Origin of the sequence: Granulicella arctica, from assembly GCF_025685605.1 — a bacterium.
Classification (GTDB): Bacteria; Acidobacteriota; Terriglobia; order Terriglobales; family Acidobacteriaceae; genus Edaphobacter; species Edaphobacter arcticus.
In genome coordinates, this window is sequence record NZ_JAGTUT010000001.1 from 3,321,511 (window position 1) to 3,342,350 (window position 20,840).

A 20,840-nucleotide genomic window follows, 5' to 3' on the forward strand; every position below is an offset into this window, starting at 1 on the left:
ACGTTCTTTCGCTTATTTGAGGTGTTTGGTTACGGACTAGGTGGTCACGGCTCCGAGGCTAGCGGACGTGACGGAGTTGGCATACTTGGCGAAGACGCCTCGTTTGTAGCGGGCGGCTGGGGCTTTCCATACTCCTAGCCGGGCGGCGATCTCTTCGTCGGAGACGTTTAGGGTTAGGGTGCGGGCGGGGATGTCGAAGGTGATGGTGTCGCCTTCGTGGACGGCGGCGATGGGGCCGCCCAGCTGGGCTTCGGGGGCTACGTGGCCGGCCATGAGGCCGCGGGTTGCTCCGGAGAAGCGGCCGTCGGTGAGCAGGGCTACGGAGTCGGAGAGTTCGGGGATGCCCTTGATGGCGGCGGTGACGGCGAGCATCTCGCGCATGCCGGGTCCGCCGCGTGGGCCTTCGTAGCGGATGACGCAGACGTCGCCGGGGTTGATCTGGCCTGCTTCGACGGCGGCGTGGCAGAGGTCTTCTGAGTCGAAGACACGGGCGGTGCCGGTGTGGAGCAGACGCTCGTGGCCGGCGACCTTGATGACGGCTCCCTCGGGGGCGAGATTGCCCTTCATGATGACGAGTCCGCCGGTTGCTTTGAGGGGGTTGTCCCACTGGCGGATGACGGGCTGGTTGGGGGTTTCTACGGCGAGTGCGGCCTCTTCGGCGAGGGTCTTGCCGGAGACGGTGATGCAGTCGGCTTTGAGGAGACCCTTTTCGATGAGGCGCTGGGCTAGGACGCGGGAGCCGCCTGCCGCCTGATAGTCGCTGGCGACATACTTGCCGCCGGGGGAGAGGTCGCAGATGAAGGGGGTGCGCTCGCTGATCTGGTCGAAGAGGTCCATCTCGGAGCCGCCGGGGTTGAGCTGAATGCCGAGTTCGCTGGCGATGGCGATTAGGTGGAGGACGGCGTTGGTGCTGCCGCCTGAGGCGCAGACGGCGGTGATGGCGTTCTCGATGGCCTCGCGTGTGAGGATCTTCGAAGGGCGGACGTCGTTGCGGCAGAGGTTCATGATCATGGCACCGGCTGCGCGTGAGGCTGCGGCCTTCTCAGCGGACATGGCGGGGACGCCGGTGAGATTGAAGGGGGAGATGCCGAGGAACTCGCCAGCCATCGCCATGGTGTTGGCGGTGAACTGGCCGCCGCAGGCTCCGGGGCCGGGGCAGGCGGCGGCTTCGAGAGCTTCGAGCTGGTCGTCGTTGATCTTGCCGGCGGCGTGGGAGCCCATGCCTTCGAAGACGTTGAGGATGGTGATGTCTTTGTGGGTGCCGTCGGGTTGGAGCAGGCGACCGGGGGCGATGGAGCCGCCGTAGAGCATGATGCCGGGGATGTCGAGGCGGGCCATGGCCATGATGGTGCCGGGCATGTTTTTGTCGCAGCCGGCGATGCAGACGATGCCGTCGAAGAGGTTGCCGCGGGCTACGAGTTCGATGGAGTCCGCGATGACTTCGCGGGAGATGAGGGAGGCCTTCATGCCTTCGGTGCCCATGGTGATGCCGTCGGAGATGGTGACGGTGTTGAACTCCATTGGGGTGCCTCCGGCGTCGCGGATGCCTTGCTTGACGGCTGCGGCTACGTCGCGGAGATGGAAGTTGCAGGGGCCGATCTCGGTCCAGGTGTTGGCTACACCGATGATGGGCTTGTGGAGGTCTTCTTTAGAGAAGCCTACGCCGCGCAGGTAGGAGCGGGCGGCGGCGCGGTTGGGGCCTTCGGTGAGGGGGATGCTGTATTTCTTCGGATTGATCTCGGACATTTGTTCCTCTTCGGGCTGAAGGCCTAACACGGATCAGTGCGGATGACACCGATTTGCTTGCAATCTATAACCAAGGACTAAAGCTGACCGCGGAGTTCGCGGATGAACACGGATTTCAGAACAATTACCAGTAGATGCTGGTACGGATCAGTGCTCGTTTTTAAATCGGTGGTATCCGTTTAGATCGGTGTTAAGTAGTTACGGGTCGTGGGGCTAGCCAGAACTCTTGATTGTGGTTGGATTCAAAGGTGTCCAGTTCGGATTCGTGGCGGAGGGTGAGGCCTATGTCGTCCAGCCCGTTGAGGAGGCAGTATTTGCGGAAGGGGTCGATATCGAAATGGGCAGAGAAGCCTTCGTCATCGGTGATGGTCTGGGCTTCGAGGTTGATGGTGATGGTGTGGTTCGGATTGGCGGTGCTGCGGGCGGAGAGCAGGTTGACGTTGTCTTCGGAGAGGCGGACGAGGACCATGCCGTTTTTGCCGGCGTTCGAGAAGAAGATATCGGCGAAGCTTGGCGCGATGACGACGAGGAAGCCGAAGTCGGTGAGGGCCCATGCGGCGTGCTCGCGGGAGCTGCCACAGCCGAAGTTCTTACCGGCGATGAGGATCTTCGCTCCGGCATAAGCGGGGTTGTTGAGGACGAAGGATTGGTTGGGCTCGCCGGTGTGCTCGCCCTCCTGGATACGCCGCCAGTCGAAGAAAAGAAACTCGCCGTAGCCGGTGCGCTCGATGCGTTTGAGGAACTGCTTCGGGATGATCTGATCGGTATCGATATTGGAGATATCGATGGGTGCGGCGTGTGATGTGAGGACGTTGATGGGCTGCATGTAACTCCTAAGAACAAATGCTTAACACGGAAGGTGCGGATAGAAGCTGGATCAGGACGGATCTGGTTTCTATCGGTGTCATCCGCTTTGATCGGTGTTAGGTTTCGTTGAAGTTCCATGTGCGGATGTCGGTGAAATGGCCGGTGATGGCGGCGGCGGCGGCCATTTGCGGGGACACGAGGTGGGTGCGGCCTCCGCGACCTTGACGGCCTTCGAAGTTGCGGTTGGAGGTTGAGGCGCAGCGCTCGCCGGGGGCGAGGATGTCTGGGTTCATGCCGAGGCACATGGAGCAGCCGGGCTCGCGCCACTCGAAGCCTGCGGTTTTGAAGACGAGATCGAGGCCTTCGCGTTCGGCCTGGGCTTTGACGGACTGCGAGCCGGGGACGACCATGGCGCGGACCGTGGTGGCGATGTGGTGTCCCTTGACTACCTTAGCGGCGGCTCGGAGGTCTTCGATGCGGGCGTTGGTGCAGGAGCCGAGGAAGACGGCGTCGATGCGAATGTCCTCGATAGGAGTGCCGGGTTTCAAGTCCATGTATTCGAGGGCGCGCTCGAAGTTCTTCTGGTCGGCTTCGGAGGCGGTGGGGTCGGCGAGCGGGACGGTGGACTTTACGCCGGTGACCATGCCGGGGGAGGTTCCCCAGGAGACGGTAGGGGTGATGTCGGCGGCCTGGATGGTAAGTTCGCGGTCAAAGGTGGCGCCGGGGTCCGTGGTGAGGGTGGACCAGTGGGTGAGGGCTTCGTCCCAGGAGGATTCGACGGGGGAGAAGCGGCGGCCTTTGAGGTAGGTGAAGGTGGTGGCGTCGGGGGCGATCATACCGGCGCGGGCTCCGGCTTCGATGCTCATGTTGCAGATGGTCATGCGGCCTTCCATGGAGAGGGCGCGGATGGCGGAGCCGGCGTATTCGACGACGTGGCCGGTGGCTCCAGCGGTGCCAATCTCGCCGATGATGTGGAGGACGATGTCCTTGGCGGTGACGCCGGTGGGGAGGTCGCCCTCTATATTGATGCGGAAGGTTTTGGGCTTGTCCTGGGGGAGGGTCTGGGTGGCCATGACGTGTTCGACTTCGCTGGTACCAATGCCAAAGGCGAGCGCTCCGAAGGCTCCGTGGGTGCTGGTGTGGGAGTCGCCGCAGACGATGGTCATGCCGGGTTTGGTGAGGCCGAGTTCAGGGCCGATGATGTGGACGATACCCTGCTCGGGGGACTGGACGTCGAAGAGTTCTACATTGAAATCAAGACAGTTCTGGCGGAGGGCGTCGATCTGTTTCGAGGCGATCTGGTCGACGATGTGGAGGCGGTCGGCGATGCTGGACGTGGGGACGTTGTGGTCGACGGTGGCCACGGTGCGGTCGGGGCGGCGAAGCTTGCGGCCTGCGAGGCGGAGACCTTCGAAGGCCTGTGGAGAGGTGACCTCGTGGACGAGGTGAAGGTCGATGTAGAGGAGAGCAGGTTCACCTGCGGGCTCGGCTACCAGGTGCTGCTGCCAGACTTTTTCGAAGAGCGTTTGCGGAGTCGTACTCATGGCTGGGCTTCCTTCTTTGCGAGAGCTTTGGGGACCTTGACGCCGACGGTGGCGATGGGGAGTTCGTGAGGTGCGCCGTCGGGGTCGACAAGGATGGCGTGGGTGAGGTTCTGAACGATGCCGGAGCCGGCGAGCGGCTGGGCAGACCAGCGGGCGATGCTTGCGATGAGGGCTGGCGGGATGCGGTCGGGGCTGCCCGGCTCCGGGTTCAGGGCGCGATTTGGGAAGATCCAGAGGGTGTACTCGGCTTCGGGCTGGGCGGTGGTTTTGCTGTCGCGAATCCAATCGATGGCGGCGAACGCGAGGAGTGGTTCGCGGGCGTTGAGATCGACCCAGAGGAGACCACGCGAGGGGCAGAAGTGGACGACGCAGCCGGAGATGGAGAGGTAGCGATTATCGTCGGCGATGACCTTGTCGGGTACGGAGAGGTGGTCGAGCGCGGTGTCGGCGAGGGGGCGATACTTGCCGTTGACGGGATTGCCCCAGAAGGTCTGGGTTGCGGTGAGGTACTGAGCGAGCATGGGGCGGAAGCGGCCATCCTGCACGAGATCGTTTTCGCGACCCTCTTTGTCGGTGTCTGAGGGACCGTACTGCCAGAGCCACTCGAGGTCGGACTTGTGGACCTTTGCTGGCTTGTCTTTCGCGCCGGGGAGGTGGAACTGGGCGTGGGCGGTCGCTGCGGTGAGTAGGATTGCGGCGGCGAGTTGGAGGGTGCGGCGCATGGTGTCTTGTTCAGCTCCGGGTGGTGCTTTGCTTCTTTGCTACGGCCATCATGATGAGGTTGGCGATGACGAGAATGAAGACTCCGCTGAGAGCGACGATGAGGAGCGGCTTGCCTCGGAGATACTGAATGATGAGGCCGGTGAGGATGGCCAGATTCATCAGGACAGCCTTGGTGTGCATCGTCATCGGTTCAGTTTGCATGATGCTTCCGCTCCTAGACGGCGTGCATGGATTGACGCTTGTCGATGGATTCGGTGAGGGCCTGGTGAACGAGTTTGCCCATCTGCTGGGTGGTGACGGTCTGGGCGGAGCCTCGGGCGATATCGGCGGTGCGGTAGCCAGCATCAAGGACCTTGTGGACGGCGTTCTCTACGGCTTTGGCGTCAGCTTCCAGACGAGCGGAGTGGCGTAGGACCATGGCGGCGGTGAGGATCGCGCCGAGGGGGTTGGCCTTACCGGTTCCGGCGATGTCCGGGGCTGAACCGTGTACGGGCTCGTAGAGGTTGACGGTGCCGCCGAGGGTGGCGGAGGGCAGCATGCCGAGGGAGCCGGTGATGACGCCAGCCTCGTCCGAGAGGATGTCGCCGAAGAGATTCTCCGTGAGGACGACGTCGAAGTTGCGGGGGATATTCATCAGGTGCATGGCCATGGAGTCGACGAGCTGATGCTCGAGGGTAACTTCCGGGTAGTCCTTAGCGACTTCGGTGACGGTGGCGCGCCAGAGTTGGGAGACCTCGAGAACGTTGGCCTTGTCGACGCTGGTGACCTTCTTGCTGCGCTTCGCGGCGAGTTCGAAGGCGACGCGGGCGACGCGGACGACCTCAGCCTTGGTGTAGCGCATGGTGTTGATGGCTTCGTCTGACTCCTTGTTCCACCAGCGGGGCTCGCCGAAGTAGAGGCCACCGAGGAGTTCGCGCACAAAGAGGATGTCGACACCTTCGGTGACCTCCGGGCGGAGGGGCGAGCTGCCGCTGAGGGCCTTATAAGCGATGGATGGCCGGAGGTTGGCGTAGCCGCCGAGAGCCTGGCGGATCTGGAGAAGACCGGCCTCGGGGCGCTTGTCGGGGGAGAGCGCGTTGAACTTGTTGTCGCCGACTGCTCCGAGGAGGGCGGCGTCACAGGTTAGGGTAGCGTCGAGGGTCTCGAGGGGAAGGGGCGAACCGGTCTCGGTAATGGCGATGCCGCCGATGAGGAGCGGAACAAAGGTGAAGTCGTGACCGCCTAGTTCGGCTACGGCCTTGAGGATGCCGATGGCTTCATGGGTGACTTCTGGACCGATGCCGTCTCCGGCGAGGACTGCAATCTTCAGATTCATACGCTTCCTTTTAACTTTGTGGCTACTTTGGCGAACTACTTAACACGGATCAGTGCGGATGAACGAATTTAAGAACGGGCAACTGCACATGCTGGTTAGGGCAACGGCTATGCGGTTGTGGCTACCGATTTGTCGGGCTGGAGCAGGCCTATGAGGTCCTGATCGTAGATGGATTTCTTGCGGTCGGTGAGGTCGGTGAAGCGATGGTAGACCTCGTCGAGTTGGGCGCGAGTGAGGGGGTGGCCCAGTTCGGCGAGGCGCTGCTCGAGGACGCGGCGGCCACTGTGTTTGCCGAGGACCAGATTGGTGCTGGGGACGCCTACCGAGGCAGGGGTCATGATTTCGTAAGTGAGGGGGTTGGCGAGCATGCCGTGCTGGTGGATGCCGGACTCGTGGGCGAAGGCGTTGGCGCCGACGACGGCTTTGTTCGGGGAGCAGCCGAAGCTGATGCATTCGGAGAGCATCTGGCTGGTGGGGAAGAGCTGGTTCATGACGATGTTGCTGTTGTATGGGAACTTATCGCGGCGGACCATCAGGGCTGCGGCAATCTCTTCAAGGGCGGCATTGCCTGCGCGCTCGCCGATGCCGTTGATGGTGCACTCGACCTGGCGGGCTCCGCCTTCGATGCCTGCGAGGGAGTTGGCTACGGCCATGCCGAGGTCGTTGTGGCAATGGGTGGAGAGGATGACGTTCTCCATGCCGGGAACGCGGGTATGGATGGTGCGGAAGAGGGCAGTGTACTCGGCGGGGGTGGTGTAGCCGACGGTGTCGGGCAGATTGATGGTGGTAGCGCCTGCCTGGACGGCGATGGTGACGATTTCGGTGAGGAAGTCGATGTCGGAGCGGGTGGCGTCCTCAGCGGAGAACTCGATGTCATCGGCATAGGAGCGGGCCAAGCGGACGGACTCGGCTGCCTGGACTAGGGCTTCGGCGCGGGTGATGCGGAGCTTGGCCTCGAGGTGGAGGTCGGAGGTGGCGATGAAGACGTGGATGCGAGACTTCTCAGCGGGCTCGATGGAGCGTGCGGCTGCTTCAATGTCCTCGCGCTTGCAGCGGGCGAGGGAGGTGATGCGTGGGCCGCGGACGTCTCGGGCGATCTGGCGGATGGACTCGGCGTCACCGAGGGAGGCGATGGCGAATCCGGCTTCGAGGATGTCGACGCCGAGCGCGGCGAGTTGGTGAGCCATGCGAAGCTTTTCGGCGGGATGCATGGTGCAGCCGGGGGATTGTTCGCCGTCGCGGAGGGTGGTGTCGAAGAAGACGATCTGATCTTGGTTGGCCATGTTTTCTGCAGCCTCTTTATGCTGGGACAAGCATAACGCAGGCTTATGATGATATGCAGGCTTATTAGAATTTGTAATCAGAACATTCACGGAGCGATGGGCGCGGCCAGGAACGAATGCGGGGCCCGTCGCTTCGCTCAGGATGGCAATGTGGAACAGGCACCGACGTGAACGAGCAATGCAATCGTGTCGGATTGCTTTTCGCTTTTCGGTCGAAGAAATGAGTTTTCCTACTTGAGGAGGTTTTCTTGGATTTGTTTCAGTTGGAGACGTTTCTGGCGGTGGCCGAGGAGAGGAGTTTCTCGAGGGCTGCGGCGCGATTGCATCGGACCCAGCCTGCGGTGAGCCAGGCTATTTCAAAGCTTGAGGGGGAACTGGGCGAGGTGCTATTTGAGCGCTCGTCGCGGGACGGCACGCTTACGGATGCGGGTGAGGTGCTGCGGGAGTATGCGCAGAAGCTGCTCAACTTGCGGACCGAGGCCACAGGCGCGTTGGGAGAGTTGCGGGAGCTTCATCGGGGACGGTTGAATCTTGCGGCGAATGAGTACACCTGCCTGTACCTGCTGCCGCTGCTGGATGAGTTTCGGAGGCAAAATCCGAGGATCAAGGTGTCGGTGCAGCGCGCGCTGGCGAGCCGTATTCCGGATGAGGTGCTGATGCATTCGGTTGATCTTGGCGTGCTTTCGTTTCGGCCGGAGGATCCGCAGGTGAGGTCGGTCGTCGTGTTTCGGGATGACTTGGCGTTTGTGGTCAATCCGCAACACGCCCTGGCGAAGGCGGGGGAGGTGTCGATTCGGCAGCTGGGCACGCAAAACTTTATTGCGCACAACATTGCTTCTCCACAACGGCAGAAGGTGATTCAAATCTTCAACCGACATAAGACTCCGCTGCGGATGGGAGTGGAGCTGCCGTCGCTTGAAGCGATCAAGCGCTTTGTCGAGATGGGGAACGGGGTGGCTCTGGTTCCTGGGCTGACGCTGCAGCGGGAGTTGGAGCAGGGGACCCTGGTGAAGGTAAAGATTCGCGAATTGCAGATTGAACGGAAGCTGCGGCTGGTGTACCGGAAGCAGGCGAGTTTGTCCCACGCAGCCCTCGCCTTTCTCAAGGTGGTGGAGGCATATGCGGAGGCCCATGGCGATCCCTACTGCTTTCAGACGGAGCGTTCTGCCTGAATCTTGCGAGATTGCGGAACATTTGGGCTGGAGTTGCGTCTGTATGAGGAGATGACCGCTCGGTGAGTCTGTCGGGCAGCATGAAACGCGATGAGGTAGGACTATGAGACTGATTGGCACAAATGGAATGCGGGTAGCAATGTTGGCGATATGTACGCTGACGGTAAGTGCGATTCCTGCGATGGCGCAGGATAATGGTGCACCTCCGCCACCTCCGGCGGGCGACCAGGGACCAGGCGGCGGCGGACATCGTGATCCGGCGCGCATGGAAGAACGTCAGCTCGAAATGATGACCAAGCATCTGAATCTGACGCCCGACCAGGTGACCCAGGTGAAGGCCATCGACGATGCACAACGGTCGCAGATGATGGCAATGCGCGGCGATACCTCGATGTCTCGCGACGATAAACACAGCAAGATGATGGCGATGCGACAGGATCGCGAAGCAAAGATCCGGGCTGTGCTGACGGATGATCAGAAGCCCAAGTTCGACGCGATGCTGGCGAAAGAGCATGAGCGAATGGAGAACCGCCAGGGCGGCCAAGGTGGACCCCCGCCTCCGCCTCCAGCAGCCCAGTAAGGGTTTCAAGTAGTTGAAGGAGATGCCGGGGGAATCTGACCTCCGGCATCTTCTTGTCCCATACGCTTCGCGAGGACGCGGGTACGGGTACAATGGAACGTAGTGACGGTGCCCGTCGTGGGGTTTGCACGCAAGTGCATCCCAACGAAGTTCGAATTGGAATCGCGCAAACGTTAAGGGGTTCGACGAAGAATGAAGAAGACGATGTTGTTGTGCGCACTGGCGCTATCCGCCGTGACCGCTTTTGGACAGGAAAGCCGCCAGGATGTAAGTTTCAGTGCTGTTGGATTGGTTTCTCCGAATGTGACCGGAAATGCCGTTCATATGTCGACGACCCATACACTTGGTTTTCTCGGTAGCTACCGCTACCTCTTGACGCCTCGCAGTGGCTTGGAACTGAACTATGGCTTCCTCCAAAACGACAATAAATATGTCACCAGCTTCATTCCGAATGGGAGAATCCATACGCGCCAGCAGGAGATTACCGGCGCCTACGTTTACAACCTGACCTTCAAGAAGATCAATCCGTTCGCTGAAGTCGGTGTCGGCGCTTTGATCTTTACGCCGATCAAGGATTTCAGCACCAACAATCTTGATGCCAAGCAGAATACGAATATCGGTGGCCTTTTCGGTGCTGGTGTAGCGTACGAAATCAGCCCCAGCTTCGACATCCGCGCAGAGTATCGCGGCTTCATCGCAAAGGCGCCTGACTTCAGCACGGCGAACGCAGTCTTCAAGACGAATCGCTATGAAGTAATCTCCACTCCTGCAATTGGTGTTGCATACCATTTCTAGGTTTTAGATACCAACAAAAACTCCGGCATCTCGCCGGAGTTTTTGTTTAAGCGATACGAATCTTAGAAGTGGTACGCGAAGCCGGCTGACAGAGATGTGGGGGTGAGGCTGTCGTTTGCAGCAGAGGTGCCACTCTTGGAGAAGCCGCTCCAGCGTTGGTATTCATAGCCGATTCGCCCGTTCATGTGACGAAGAACCCGGATGTCAACACCTACGCCCAGAGCACCCATGTTGTAGGCCAAGTTCGCTGAGTTGTAAGGATAGTTCAGAACACCTCGTCCAATCGCCACCTTGCCGTACGGCTGATAGCGGCCGTAGTGACGGGAGTATCGGGCGCCTATCTCATAGGTGCGCTCGTATACATTAGTGTTCGGGTCTCCATCCGAGATGAAGTTATAGCTTGCTTCCGCACCAATACCTTTGTGAAAATCGAAGTCAGCGTAGATGCCATACCCATTGAAACGGCTGCGCGCATAGTCTGAATTGGCATTTGTGAAGGTGACACCGACCTGTGCGTCACCGAGCCGGCTTGCGGTCGCTCGAGCTTGAGCGACACAGGGTAAGGTGCTGAAAAGCAGACCCATGGTTACAAGCATTTTCAACATGTGCGTCCTGAGAGAATTAGAACAAGAGTGTGTCGTTCCATCGTGCGAAGTATCTCCCGGCCTTACAGTCGATATCGGACGTTTGCAAGCTGGCATGAATTTGTCCTTCGAAACCACATCTACTAATTTGATGCGGGATTTCGCCTCGGCGTGTTACTTAAGCCGTATGTCTTATGTACGACAAAACGCCCAGTTTGGACTTGACACACTCTATACCTCTAATGTCCTACTGAGGAGGCAACGACTGACCCGTAGGTTGAGCAGCGGCAGGAGTAGCCGTATCGGCCGGGGTAGATGCGGCAGGCACGGTAGCGTCGCCGGGGTTAGTTGCTGCAGCACCTGCCGCCGCAGGTGCCGGTGCTGCTCCGGGATCGACGGGAACTTTATAGTAGGACAGCTTGATGTAGACAGGTTCCACTTCAAACGGCATCTTGTCTGCAGCCATCAACAGAGGCTCGAATGCGGCGTGCATGGTGATGACCTGGTCAGTCCAAGGATCGTAACGCAGAAAGCTTGAGAGTGGTACGGCGGCCTGCTGTTTCAGGTTCGCCTGATCTAGTTTGCCACCCTTCCCTACGAGACCCTGGAGCCAGAAGGAGTGCTCTTTGTCATCCTTCATCAGGCCGTCGCCGATCATAGGCTCGGTGAGAGCGTGGAGCGGCTTTGCACGCTGCTGCAGCTGCTGTAGATAGAGACCAAAGTATTGCTGGCCGTCGACGAGTTCCTTTGCACTCAGAAGTTCGATAGCCTTCTTGGCTGCGGCAGTGTTGTCTGCATCGGTATGATGCATTGGGATCTTGCTGAAGACTGACGTAGAAGGGAAGAGGAGGCTGTCGCTGAAGGCGTACTTTGTATCGAGCCGGTGGCCGAGAACGACGTGGCCAAGCTGGAAAGCCAGAACAGCGTTCAGGTTACCCATCTGCTGCGCTCCATCCTGCGTAACGATGGCTGTCGTGTCGATCAGGCTCTTTGAGAGAACGATCGTGTTGCCGATTGCCATCGATTCAAGCGGCTCTGTTAGCAGTGTGCGCACACGGATCGGGCGGGATAGCTGGATGCCGTTATAGATGAGAATGTTGTTGGCGAGGTCGGCAAGAGTTTTGTCAAAGTCGCTCGGAGCAGCCAAGAGGCCAGCCTGGAAGAGACGCTCGACGACGTTGTCTTCGGCTTCCTTCACCCACTCACGCTGAGCGCCGAGCGGGCTGACATCCTGTGCATCGTTGCTGACATCCGTTGCGCCTACAACGTCGAGTGAGGTGTTTTCCGCGTCCTTGTTCGGGACCTTCAAGACGTAGCCCCAAATGTGATTAATTGCCTTAAACTTGAGGGTCTTTGTGGCGCTGCGGGGGTCGCTCTCTTCCACGTAGAACGCAGTGGGAAGCCAGAGGTCGGGTTGCACGTTGGTGCGCCAGCTATCGAAGTGGTAGTACTCGCTGATGGTCTGCTCGCTACCGGCAAAGTCACCGTTGAAGCGAACGACGTTCCCGTTATTACGCTCGATCCAGATGCGACCGAAGAAACGGCCTACACTGCGCTTGCCCGAGATCGGAGTTACATCAAAGACTGAAGTGGGAACACTACCCAGAAACTCATTTCTTACGAAGCCGAAGGCATAGTGTTGACGATCGAATCCGTTGGAGTCCATCAGAATCATCTGCACAAAGCCGGACTCATGGAAATTAAGTCGCAGGACGGACGATAGACCGGTGAGGAAGGAACTGCTCTGTTTGAAGAGGCCTTTTTTCTGACCGCCTCCCGACTTGTAGGTGTCATCATCAATGACCTTGTCGAAATCAACGCGCCCAAGAAAGTGCTGGTCCGACTCTGGAACCTGTATCAGGGCCTTGTCCGGCCGCATGTTCTGGATATAGGTTTCGACGAGTGGCGTGCGCTCTTTGAGAGCCTTGATGACATCCTTTTCACGCACAATGGACTTATCTATAAGCTCATTCTGGGCCGCGGTCAGCTTCCGTGAGGACATGACGTCCTTGTTCTTATCCTTCTTCTTGCCGAAGACCGGGACGGCGCCTGCCATGGCGGGAAGAGTGCTTGCGGCCACGAAGGCCATCAGCAGGGCAACGGAAGTCTTATTGCGAAAGGTCATGTCTTTACGGCTCCTGGTAGTACCCATGTATGAGGCAACGATGGCTATGCTGATTCGATTCTAGACGATGCAGGCAGCGACGACAGGTCAGCTGGCGAGCTGAAAGGCGACGTTGACGACGCCCTCCCAGTCAATTGGATGTCCTGAAGCGTCCAGTGCGGGTTGAAAGCGCGTTCCACGGACGGCGCTTTCTGCAGCCTGATCGAGGCCGTGACCGAGTCCGCTGGACACGCCAAGAACCTCAACCGATCCGGCAGATGAGACACGCAGCCTTACCGATACCGTACCTTCCAGGTGCATCGCGCGAGCCTCTGCCGTGTACTCCGGACGAGGCTTGAAGACGACCTTCGGGCCAGTTCGAACAACCGCAGACGCGACAGACATGGACTTCGGAGCGGTCGGAGTGGCCGCTACGCCCAGATTAACCGGGCCAGCAACCCGCCCTGTCGCGTTGTTTGAGCCCGTGCCACCGGGCACCCCGAGTTTCACGCCGGCAACTGCGTGAGTTCCATTGCCTGAAAGGGAGGTGCCGCCAGGGCTACCGGATCCGAGGCTGACCTTCGTCGCCGGGGGGCCTCCACCGTTATTTGATGCTGGCATCCCGGCGAGACCGCGCTGGCCGAGATTGATAGCACTGGTCGCTGGACGATCAGAAGGGGCGATGGGATTGTCAGGTCTGCCGAGCGCAACGGCTGACGGGTGGGGAGAGTTGTTCACGACGGAAGCGGCCTGAGGGCGAGCTAAGTTGACAATGGCCGGTGCAGCCGGTGCGATTACCTGCTTCGGAGGCGCAGGCGCAATCTTCGGAGCTGGCGTGGGCATCTTCACGGCTTGCGGCGTGGGGACCTCAGGAACTTTAACCTCTGGCACCGTAATCTTCGGGGGTACTTCCTTGATCTTAGGAGGAGGCGGAAGCTTGGGGACGATCCTGGGCTTCATCTCCGGGATTGGTTTGATCATTGTCGGAGCAATGAGTACTGTCAGGCGCGGGCGGCTATCGCTGATCTTCTTCGCGGCCAAGCCAAGGATGATGGCGACAAGTACGATTAAGATGTTGAGCGTTACAGAGGTGAAGACCGATGCTTTGCTCTGCCGTCCTGCGTCGAGAACGCCGAAATGCGCGAATTGCAGACTGGTCGAGGGCGGGAGTTCTGATTGGAGGGGCTTTGCCATATAAAAGGAGAGTCCTTATAGGTCAGATGCACAAACACCGCGGACTGCCGATGCCTTTCAGTATACGTTACTTTAGTCACTCTTCGGTAACTTTATCTGCTGTCAGCGTGAAATGTTCCTGATCACGCCAAAGTCTTCTTGCTGGCAGATGCTTCCCAATGCGTCTTGAAACTATTTCGTCCACTTACCAGTCTATGCCAGGCGCTTCGCCACTTGGTATTTGAAAGTACGTTCCACAAAGTTTTCCTGAAATGACAATCCTTTGCTAGTTGGTCGGCCGGCAGCCTCAAACCTGTGCTCGTTCAGCATGACTTGTGTCGCTGTTAGCTTTAACGGTGATGCATAAGAAAAGGTTAGGAGGCTTTGATGAAGATTTTGATAACGGGCGGCGCGGGGTATATAGGCGGTACTGTTTCACGGATTCTGAGAGACAGTGGCAATGACGTGACCGTATACGACAACTTTTGCCACAGCCAGCGTTCTGCCGTGGCTGAAGGGGTCCGTCTTATTGAGGGAGATGTCGCAGATCGCGAACTTCTTGAGACGACGCTTCGAGAGGGGCAGTTTGATGGGGTGATGCATTTTGCGGCCTTGATCGAAGCTGGCGAGAGCATGAAGCGGCCCGAACTCTACTTTCGGGCAAATACGGCCGCAACTCTTACATTGCTCGAAGCGATGCAGGCAACTGGCCACCAACGCTTGGTTTTTAGCTCAACAGCAGCTTGCTATGGCGAGCCGGAGAGTTCCCCGATTCGAGAAGATGCTCGTTTACTTCCGACGAATCCTTATGGTGAGAGCAAGCTCCTAGTGGAGCAGATGCTTAAGTGGATGAACGAAATCCATGGATTCCGCTATGCCAGCCTGCGCTATTTCAACGTCGCGGGCGCGATCGAGGATTATGGAGAGGCACACGAGCCCGAGTCACATCTGATCCCACTGATCCTTGATGTGGCCCTCGGGAAGAGGAAGAACATCAAGATCTTTGGCCGGGACTATCCTACGGCGGATGGCACCTGCATCCGGGACTATATCCATGTGCGGGATCTTGCGAACGCTCACCTGCTTGCCCTGAAGTCGCTTGAGGAGAAAAGCCGCGTTGTCTACAACATCGGCAATGGCCAAGGTTTCAGCGTACTGCAGGTGATTGACTCTGTTCGCCGGGTGACCGGTAGAACAATAGCGGTCGAGGAGTGCCCAAGGCGTGATGGAGATCCGGCAGTGCTTGTAGCCAGTTCGGAAAAGATCAAGCAGGAACTTGGCTGGGTTCCTCAATTCGGAGAGCTGGATGACATCATCTCGAGCGCCTGGGAGTGGCACCAGAAGCGTTACGCCTGATCGGCCGTCCAGCTACGTAGAGGCTGTGGTGCTGCTCTGTGTAGCTGGATACAAACTCTAGAATGACCGGGAGCAGCTCGAAACTATGCGCGGCTACTGCTTGGGAAGCTTGTGGAGTTCCTGCTGATAGTTTGCGGGCTGCGGATTCAGTTGAGAATCTTTGACTGCTGCCCTGTAGCCACCCCGGTAGATCGAATACATAACTGCCAGTGCGCACCCCACGCCGAACGAGAACCCCAAAAAGAAACCGATCAGCGTAGGCCAGTAGAAGTTCACGATTGCTTCAAGTCTACGCGCGACACATCGAAGCAAGAGTGAACAGCCACGCGGGATATGTTGCGGCTGTTTCCTTGGAGCCTTCTTAGTGTGCTCAATTCCCATTTATTTTCGCTACTACTCCCCAAAAGTAACCCATAAAATAAATGCATTGCACATAAAGTAACCAAAATTAGCAACGCCCCTATGGCTGGAACTGATCTTATTGATCTCTTTAGTAACTAAGGCAAAAATTGCCGATTTAGGATGATAACTTCAGCTTCAGCACGACAAATGTTCCATTGCAGTTACAATCTCGGCGGTGCAAAGAAAGGTTTCAAACATGTTCAATTTCGGCGGCGTTGTATCATCCGTTCTCACGGCTCTCCCCTACCACCTCAGCTTCACCATTGCAGGCATTTCTCTTTTCACCATCTACTGGTAGTCTTTTTCTTCCCGAGATCTCGGGAGCTTAGTAAGCATAGGGCGGCTGCGTTTCATCGAAAGATGACGCAGTTTTTCTTATTTTTGCGAGAGTTTATCCGCCGAAAGCTATGTTGTCCAAGTAAACGATCAACTCGTCGCAGCCACTTGGGATTCACAAGTAGGCTGAGTAGTTAAAAGGTTGAATCCCAGCACTTCACACAATCACATACCAGATCTTACGGGCTTCATATGATCCTGAACCTCTAAGGAGCCTACGCCCGCAGGTTCCGCGGCAGAGCATGTTCTGAACTTGTTAATTGCGATTCGTTAGCTGGTTAATTATTGCTTTCGTAACTACCGGTTCTCAAGAAGCTTTCAGTGCGATCTGATCTCACGGATGAGTGGCGGCGACCGAAAGAGAAACGGCGCAATCTGGCATTAGTTCTTTTAGTAATATTCGTAAGTTATTACGGTAAAAGAGCGTAATTTTCTTAGGTAATGCGGACGAAAATGCCGATTATGCGGTGCTATTGTTGTCCTCAGCAACAGACTCTAGGTAATATTTTCCACCTTCGCATGAAGGTAGAAGAAAGGATCTACCATGGTTGAGGCAGGCGGCGTAATCCCTTCTCTTTTGTCAATTTTTCATTATCATCTCAGCATCACAATGTTTGGTATCGCACTCTTTACGATTTACTGGTAGCAGCTGATTCTGACTTATGATGACTGCCTTCGACTTATGTCGGCGCAGTCATTCTTTTTTAACTAACAGAAAGTGCCGCCGATTTGAGAATTGGTGGCGGCACTTGATGAATTTTGAGCAGTGAGGAGTGTGGATCGTGGCTGGCTTCTACTTCGTCATTTCGCGGGCCACGATTCATGAGTTGCGCGCGGTGGAACGGTGTCGAGTGAGGCGCGCACGTAGAGTCCGATGACACAAGGCGCAACGACTAATCCAAGAACCGTCAAAGCGATAAGGACGACGGTCATCATGGCTTTCCTCTAAGCGGCTGCTTTGTAAGTTCAGCACGCATGTCCGGTGACTTGCTTGGACGACGCAATCAAATCACAAACTAGAAGAAAATGATAGTAGCCAAGAGTACAAAGCGGGTGGGCGAGGCTACTTTGCAGTGCTTGAACTTACTGGTGCCGTTACCACTGCAGGCTTGGCGAAGATCTTTAACGCGTTTTGAATTGTGTAGTTGAGCCCCCAAGCCGTCGGCAATACGACGACCGCCCACGCAGCGGCGATTAGGATGGGCGAAGATTTCTTTGCTGCGGCTATATTTGTCATCATGCTGCTCCTGAAGTGAAGTTAGTGTGCCGGACCATCCGGGACGACGATGTTCTTGTCTGTGAGCCAATACTTCTCAGCAACGGGCCGAACAAGCAGATTGGCAAGGAAGCCGATCAGCATCAATGTCGCCATGATATGCAGGATCAGAGGGTACGCCTGCTCCTTGGGAAGCTTGTTGACGATGTAATGATCAAGAATGCCGTTGACGATAAGCGGGCCGATGATGCCTGCAGCAGACCAGGCGGTGAGAAGGCGTCCATGGATTGCGGAGACGTTATAGCCGCCGAAGAGATCTTTTAAGTAAGCAGGAATCGTGGCGAAGCCGCCTCCGTACATGCTGATGAGGACTGCTGCGGTCAAAACGAAGAGACTGATCGAGTTGAGATGATCTAGGCGGGTGAGGGGCAGAAAGAAATAGAGTAAGGCGCCGAGGGTGAAGAAGACGAAGTAGGTACCCTTGCGACCGATGAAGTCCGAGAGCGAAGCCCAAACGAAGCGGCCCACCATATTGAAGATGCTCAGGATGCCAACGAAGCCGACTGCAGCGACGGCTGTAATGTGACCCTTGAAGAGATCCTGAATCATCGGTGCAGCTTGTTCGAGGATCCCGATCCCTGCCGTCACGTTAGTGAAGAGGATGATCCAGAGCAGACAGAACTGTGGAGTTCGCCACGCCTGCGTAACGGCTACGTTGTGGCTTGAAATGAGCGCGGAATGCTTTTCAGAGGGAACCCAACCCTCGGGCTTCCAGTCCTTCTCGGGGATGCGGATGGTGAAGACGCCGAACATCATGAAGATGAAGTAGAGCGTTCCCATAACGACAAGGGTGTAGGGAATTGCAGGCTGACCTGCGGCTTTGAAGTGCGCCATCAGTTGGTTGGCCAGTGGACCGCCGATCATGGCTCCGCCGCCAAAGCCCATGATGGCGAGGCCGGTGGCCAAGCCTGGACGGTCTGGAAACCACTTGATCAGCGTTGAGACGGGCGAGATATAGCCGAGTCCAAGGCCGATGCCTCCGACGACTCCATATCCGAGATAGATAAGCGCAAGGGAATGGATGCTGGCACCAAAGGAGGCAATATAAAAGCCTGCTCCGAAACAAATAGCTGCGTAGAACATGGCACGCCGCGGACCGACACGCTCGAGCCACGCTCCAAAGATTGCGGCTGAAATCCCAAGAAACGCGATGGCGATCGAGAAGATAAAGCCGACCTGCTCCAAACTCCACGCGGCTCCGTTGGGTCCATGTAGGGCTAGCAGCGGATTCTTGAATACGGAAAAAGAGTAGACCTGGCCAATCGAGAGGTGGATCGCGAGAGCGGCGGGGGGAACGAGCCAGCGGCTGTAACCAGGTTTGGCTACGGAGCGATCACGATCAAGGAAGGAAAGAAACATGGGTGAACCTTTCTAAAGCAGAGGCTGACGGCTGCGGATCTGTCGTCTCTGTCTGTGCCGTATCTAGAAATGACACGGAGACCGCATCCTACGCGCATTTCAGCACGGATGGGCTCTGATCGTTGGATGCAGAAGCGGGAGAGTCTGGTTTGGCCAGTTGAGCGCGGCATTTCAGGAGAAGACGTTTTTGAGTGGGATGTCAAAACGGCTGCAGAGTCGGGCTTCTTTGACGTGCTTTGAGGCCGACTGTTAGAACCATTGCGGGACGCCTTTTTCTTTATGAGGTGATCCCCGGAATGAGGACGAATGTCAGCTTTGACAGGGAACGAGAGTGTAGGGACGAATATGAACTCGCTGCTGCGCGAAAACCGGGTGTTTGCGCCCTCGGTCGAGTTTGCAGCGAAAGCGCATGTGAAGAGCGCGGGTGAGTATGAGTCGCTCTATCGGCGAAGTGTCGATGAGCCTGAGGCCTTCTGGGCTGAGGCTGCCCTAGAGTTGGAGTGGTTTGCTCCATGGATGAAGGTGCAGGAAGGCGAAATCTCGGAATCAAAGTGGTTTGTGGGTGGGAAGCTGAATCTCTCGCACAACTGTGTCGACCGACATGCGCTTGGTGCTTCCAAGGATAAGGTAGCGCTGCTGTGGGAGGGCGAACCGGGTGAAGTTCGCAAGCTGACGTACGGGGAACTGCATCAGCAGGTGCAGCGATTTGCGAATGTTCTAAAGGGGCTTGGGATACAGAAAGGTGATCGGGTCGCTATCTACATGGGGATGTGTCCCGAGTTGGCGATCGCTTTACTTGCATGTGCTCGAATCGGGGCGGTGCACTCGGTGGTCTTTGGCGGATTCGCGGCTCATGCCATTGCGGATCGGGTGAACGACTCGGCCTGTGTCGCTGTCGTGACCCAGGACATCAGCTATCGTCGCGGCGGCGAGGTGAAGCTGAAGGCGATTGTCGATGAGGCGCTAGTCAAGTGTCCGACGGTGAAGAATGTTGTTGTGTTCCAACGCGCGCCGACGGCTACCGTAAATATGCAGGCAGATCGCGATGTCTGGTGGCATGAGGTGATGGGATCGGCTGAGGCCGAGTGTGCTGCTGAGTGGATGGATGCGGAGGATCCGCTTTACATTCTCTACACCTCAGGCACCACGGGTAAGCCAAAGGGCCTGGTGCACACAACGGGCGGCTATTCGGTTGGGACCTATCTTACGAGCAAGTATGTGTTTGATCTGCGCGCGGACGATGTGTATTGGTGCACTGCAGATATTGGTTGGGTGACTGGACACAGCTACGTCGTCTACGGGCCGCTGCAGAATGGCGTCACCGTGATGATGTATGAGGGTGCGCCGAACTGGCCGGAGCCGGACCGCTTCTGGAAGATTATGGACACACACCAAGTGTCGGTGTTTTATACGGCACCGACGGCGATCCGAGCCTTCACGAAGTGGGGAAAGCAGTGGGTAGACAAATACTCGTTGGCATCACTTCGGCTGCTCGGTACGGTCGGTGAACCAATTAACCCGGAGTCGTGGATGTGGTTTCATCGGGAGATCGGCAAGGAGCGCTGCCCGATCGTTGACACCTACTGGCAGACGGAGACGGGCGCGATCATGATCGCGCCGCTGCCCGGAGCGGTGCCGGCGAAGCCCGGATCAGCGACAAAGCCGTTTTTCGGAGTTGTGCCTGAGGTTGTTACAAAAGAGGGTATGCCGGTTCCGGATGGGCAGGGAGGGTTGCTGGTGATTCGAAAGCCCTGGCCTTCGATGGCGCGTACGATCTACGGTGATCATGCGAGGTACAAGGAGGCTTACTTCAGTGAGGTCCCCGGCAGCTACTTTACGGGTGACGGCGCACGGAAGGATGAAGACGGCTACTTCTGGTTGATGGGTCGCGTGGACGATGTGATCAACGTAAGCGGGCATCGGCTGGGAACGATGGAGATCGAATCGGCGCTGGTTGCCCATGCAAAGGTTGCGGAGGCGGCGGTTGTCGGGCGTTCAGATGAGATGAAGGGGCAGGCTATTGCCGCGTTTGTGACGCTTGAAGGCGGGCACGAGGCGAGCGAGGAGTTGAAGCAGGAGTTGCGGCAGTGGGTTGCGAAGGAGATTGGCGCCCTGGCGCGTCCGGATGACCTGCGATTTACAGAGAGTCTGCCGAAGACTCGCTCGGGCAAGATCATGCGAAGGCTGCTACGTGAGCTTGCGGAGACGGGCGAGGTGAAGGGCGATACGACGACGCTGGAGGACTTTGGGGTGATTGCGAAGCTGCGGGAGAACGAGGAGTAGGG

18 protein-coding genes are annotated in these 20,840 nt (G+C 57.6%); 5 read left to right on the forward strand and 13 right to left on the reverse strand.

Annotated features, from left to right (window positions below; genetic code table 11):
* Positions 1 to 36: 36 nt before the first annotated feature.
* The 7 genes from ilvD to OHL20_RS14185 form a co-directional block, all read right to left on the reverse strand.
* Entirely contained in the window at positions 37 to 1,746 is a 1,710-nt protein-coding gene (gene ilvD, locus OHL20_RS14155) for a dihydroxy-acid dehydratase (protein ID WP_263383823.1), read from the reverse strand.
* Between the two features lie 190 nt (positions 1,747 to 1,936).
* Positions 1,937 to 2,572 (reverse strand): 3-isopropylmalate dehydratase small subunit, encoded by a 636-nt coding sequence (gene leuD, locus OHL20_RS14160; protein ID WP_263383824.1) that lies wholly within the window; start codon positions 2,570 to 2,572, stop codon positions 1,937 to 1,939.
* A 97-nt stretch (positions 2,573 to 2,669) separates the two neighbouring features.
* A complete protein-coding gene (leuC, locus tag OHL20_RS14165) occupies positions 2,670 to 4,097 on the reverse strand; it encodes a 3-isopropylmalate dehydratase large subunit (RefSeq protein ID WP_263383825.1) in 1,428 nt (475 codons plus the stop codon).
* On the reverse strand, positions 4,094 to 4,819 hold the full coding sequence (locus OHL20_RS14170) for a hypothetical protein (protein ID WP_263383826.1): 726 nt from the start codon (positions 4,817 to 4,819) through the stop codon (positions 4,094 to 4,096). The genes leuC and OHL20_RS14170 overlap by 4 nt, the downstream gene beginning before the upstream one ends.
* Before the next feature lie 10 nt (positions 4,820 to 4,829).
* Positions 4,830 to 5,021, reverse strand: a complete 192-nt coding sequence (locus tag OHL20_RS14175) for a hypothetical protein (protein ID WP_263383827.1) — start codon at positions 5,019 to 5,021, stop codon at positions 4,830 to 4,832.
* Between the two features lie 13 nt (positions 5,022 to 5,034).
* Positions 5,035 to 6,135, reverse strand: a complete 1,101-nt coding sequence (gene leuB, locus OHL20_RS14180; RefSeq protein ID WP_263383828.1) for a 3-isopropylmalate dehydrogenase — start codon at positions 6,133 to 6,135, stop codon at positions 5,035 to 5,037.
* Positions 6,136 to 6,242: 107 nt separating this feature from the next.
* Entirely contained in the window at positions 6,243 to 7,418 is a 1,176-nt protein-coding gene (locus OHL20_RS14185; protein ID WP_263383829.1) for a 2-isopropylmalate synthase, read from the reverse strand.
* 248 nt (positions 7,419 to 7,666) lie between these two features.
* Here OHL20_RS14185 and OHL20_RS14190 point away from each other — a divergent pair, with 248 nt between their 5' ends.
* The 3 genes from OHL20_RS14190 (at position 7,667) to OHL20_RS14200 (ending at position 9,965) form a co-directional block, all read left to right on the forward strand.
* The gene (locus tag OHL20_RS14190) at positions 7,667 to 8,590 is read left to right on the forward strand and encodes a LysR family transcriptional regulator (protein ID WP_263383830.1); all 924 of its coding nucleotides are present in this window, start codon (positions 7,667 to 7,669) and stop codon (positions 8,588 to 8,590) included.
* 103 nt (positions 8,591 to 8,693) lie between these two features.
* Complete coding sequence (locus tag OHL20_RS14195) at positions 8,694 to 9,170, forward strand: hypothetical protein (protein WP_263383831.1); 477 nt, start codon at positions 8,694 to 8,696, stop codon at positions 9,168 to 9,170.
* 192 nt (positions 9,171 to 9,362) lie between these two features.
* Positions 9,363 to 9,965: an outer membrane protein gene (locus OHL20_RS14200; RefSeq protein WP_263383832.1), complete on the forward strand. Its 603-nt coding sequence runs from the start codon at positions 9,363 to 9,365 to the stop codon at positions 9,963 to 9,965.
* Between the two features lie 62 nt (positions 9,966 to 10,027).
* On the opposite strand, the gene OHL20_RS14205 is transcribed toward OHL20_RS14200, so the two are convergent.
* From OHL20_RS14205 to OHL20_RS14215, 3 genes are all read right to left on the reverse strand, one after another.
* Positions 10,028 to 10,570, reverse strand: a complete 543-nt coding sequence (locus tag OHL20_RS14205) for a porin family protein (protein WP_263383833.1) — start codon at positions 10,568 to 10,570, stop codon at positions 10,028 to 10,030.
* 226 nt (positions 10,571 to 10,796) lie between these two features.
* Positions 10,797 to 12,674, reverse strand: coding sequence for a hypothetical protein (locus OHL20_RS14210; protein ID WP_263383834.1), 1,878 nt, complete (start codon positions 12,672 to 12,674; stop codon positions 10,797 to 10,799).
* Positions 12,675 to 12,761: 87 nt separating this feature from the next.
* Positions 12,762 to 13,847, reverse strand: a complete 1,086-nt coding sequence (locus OHL20_RS14215; RefSeq protein ID WP_263383835.1) for an energy transducer TonB — start codon at positions 13,845 to 13,847, stop codon at positions 12,762 to 12,764.
* A 366-nt stretch (positions 13,848 to 14,213) separates the two neighbouring features.
* Here OHL20_RS14215 and galE point away from each other — a divergent pair, with 366 nt between their 5' ends.
* Complete coding sequence (galE, locus tag OHL20_RS14220; RefSeq protein ID WP_263383836.1) at positions 14,214 to 15,182, forward strand: UDP-glucose 4-epimerase GalE; 969 nt, start codon at positions 14,214 to 14,216, stop codon at positions 15,180 to 15,182.
* Positions 15,183 to 15,275: 93 nt separating this feature from the next.
* Here the strand turns inward: galE and OHL20_RS14225 are convergent, their stop codons facing one another.
* From OHL20_RS14225 to OHL20_RS14235, 3 genes are all read right to left on the reverse strand, one after another.
* Complete coding sequence (locus OHL20_RS14225) at positions 15,276 to 15,458, reverse strand: hypothetical protein (RefSeq protein WP_263383837.1); 183 nt, start codon at positions 15,456 to 15,458, stop codon at positions 15,276 to 15,278.
* Positions 15,459 to 16,983: 1,525 nt separating this feature from the next.
* Entirely contained in the window at positions 16,984 to 17,160 is a 177-nt protein-coding gene (locus OHL20_RS14230) for an MFS transporter small subunit (RefSeq protein ID WP_263383838.1), read from the reverse strand.
* 18 nt (positions 17,161 to 17,178) lie between these two features.
* Positions 17,179 to 18,555, reverse strand: coding sequence for an L-lactate MFS transporter (locus OHL20_RS14235; RefSeq protein ID WP_263383839.1), 1,377 nt, complete (start codon positions 18,553 to 18,555; stop codon positions 17,179 to 17,181).
* 306 nt (positions 18,556 to 18,861) lie between these two features.
* On the opposite strand from OHL20_RS14235, the gene acs reads away from it, so the two are divergent.
* Positions 18,862 to 20,838, forward strand: coding sequence for an acetate--CoA ligase (gene acs / locus OHL20_RS14240; protein ID WP_263383840.1), 1,977 nt, complete (start codon positions 18,862 to 18,864; stop codon positions 20,836 to 20,838).
* Positions 20,839 to 20,840: the final 2 nt, after the last annotated feature.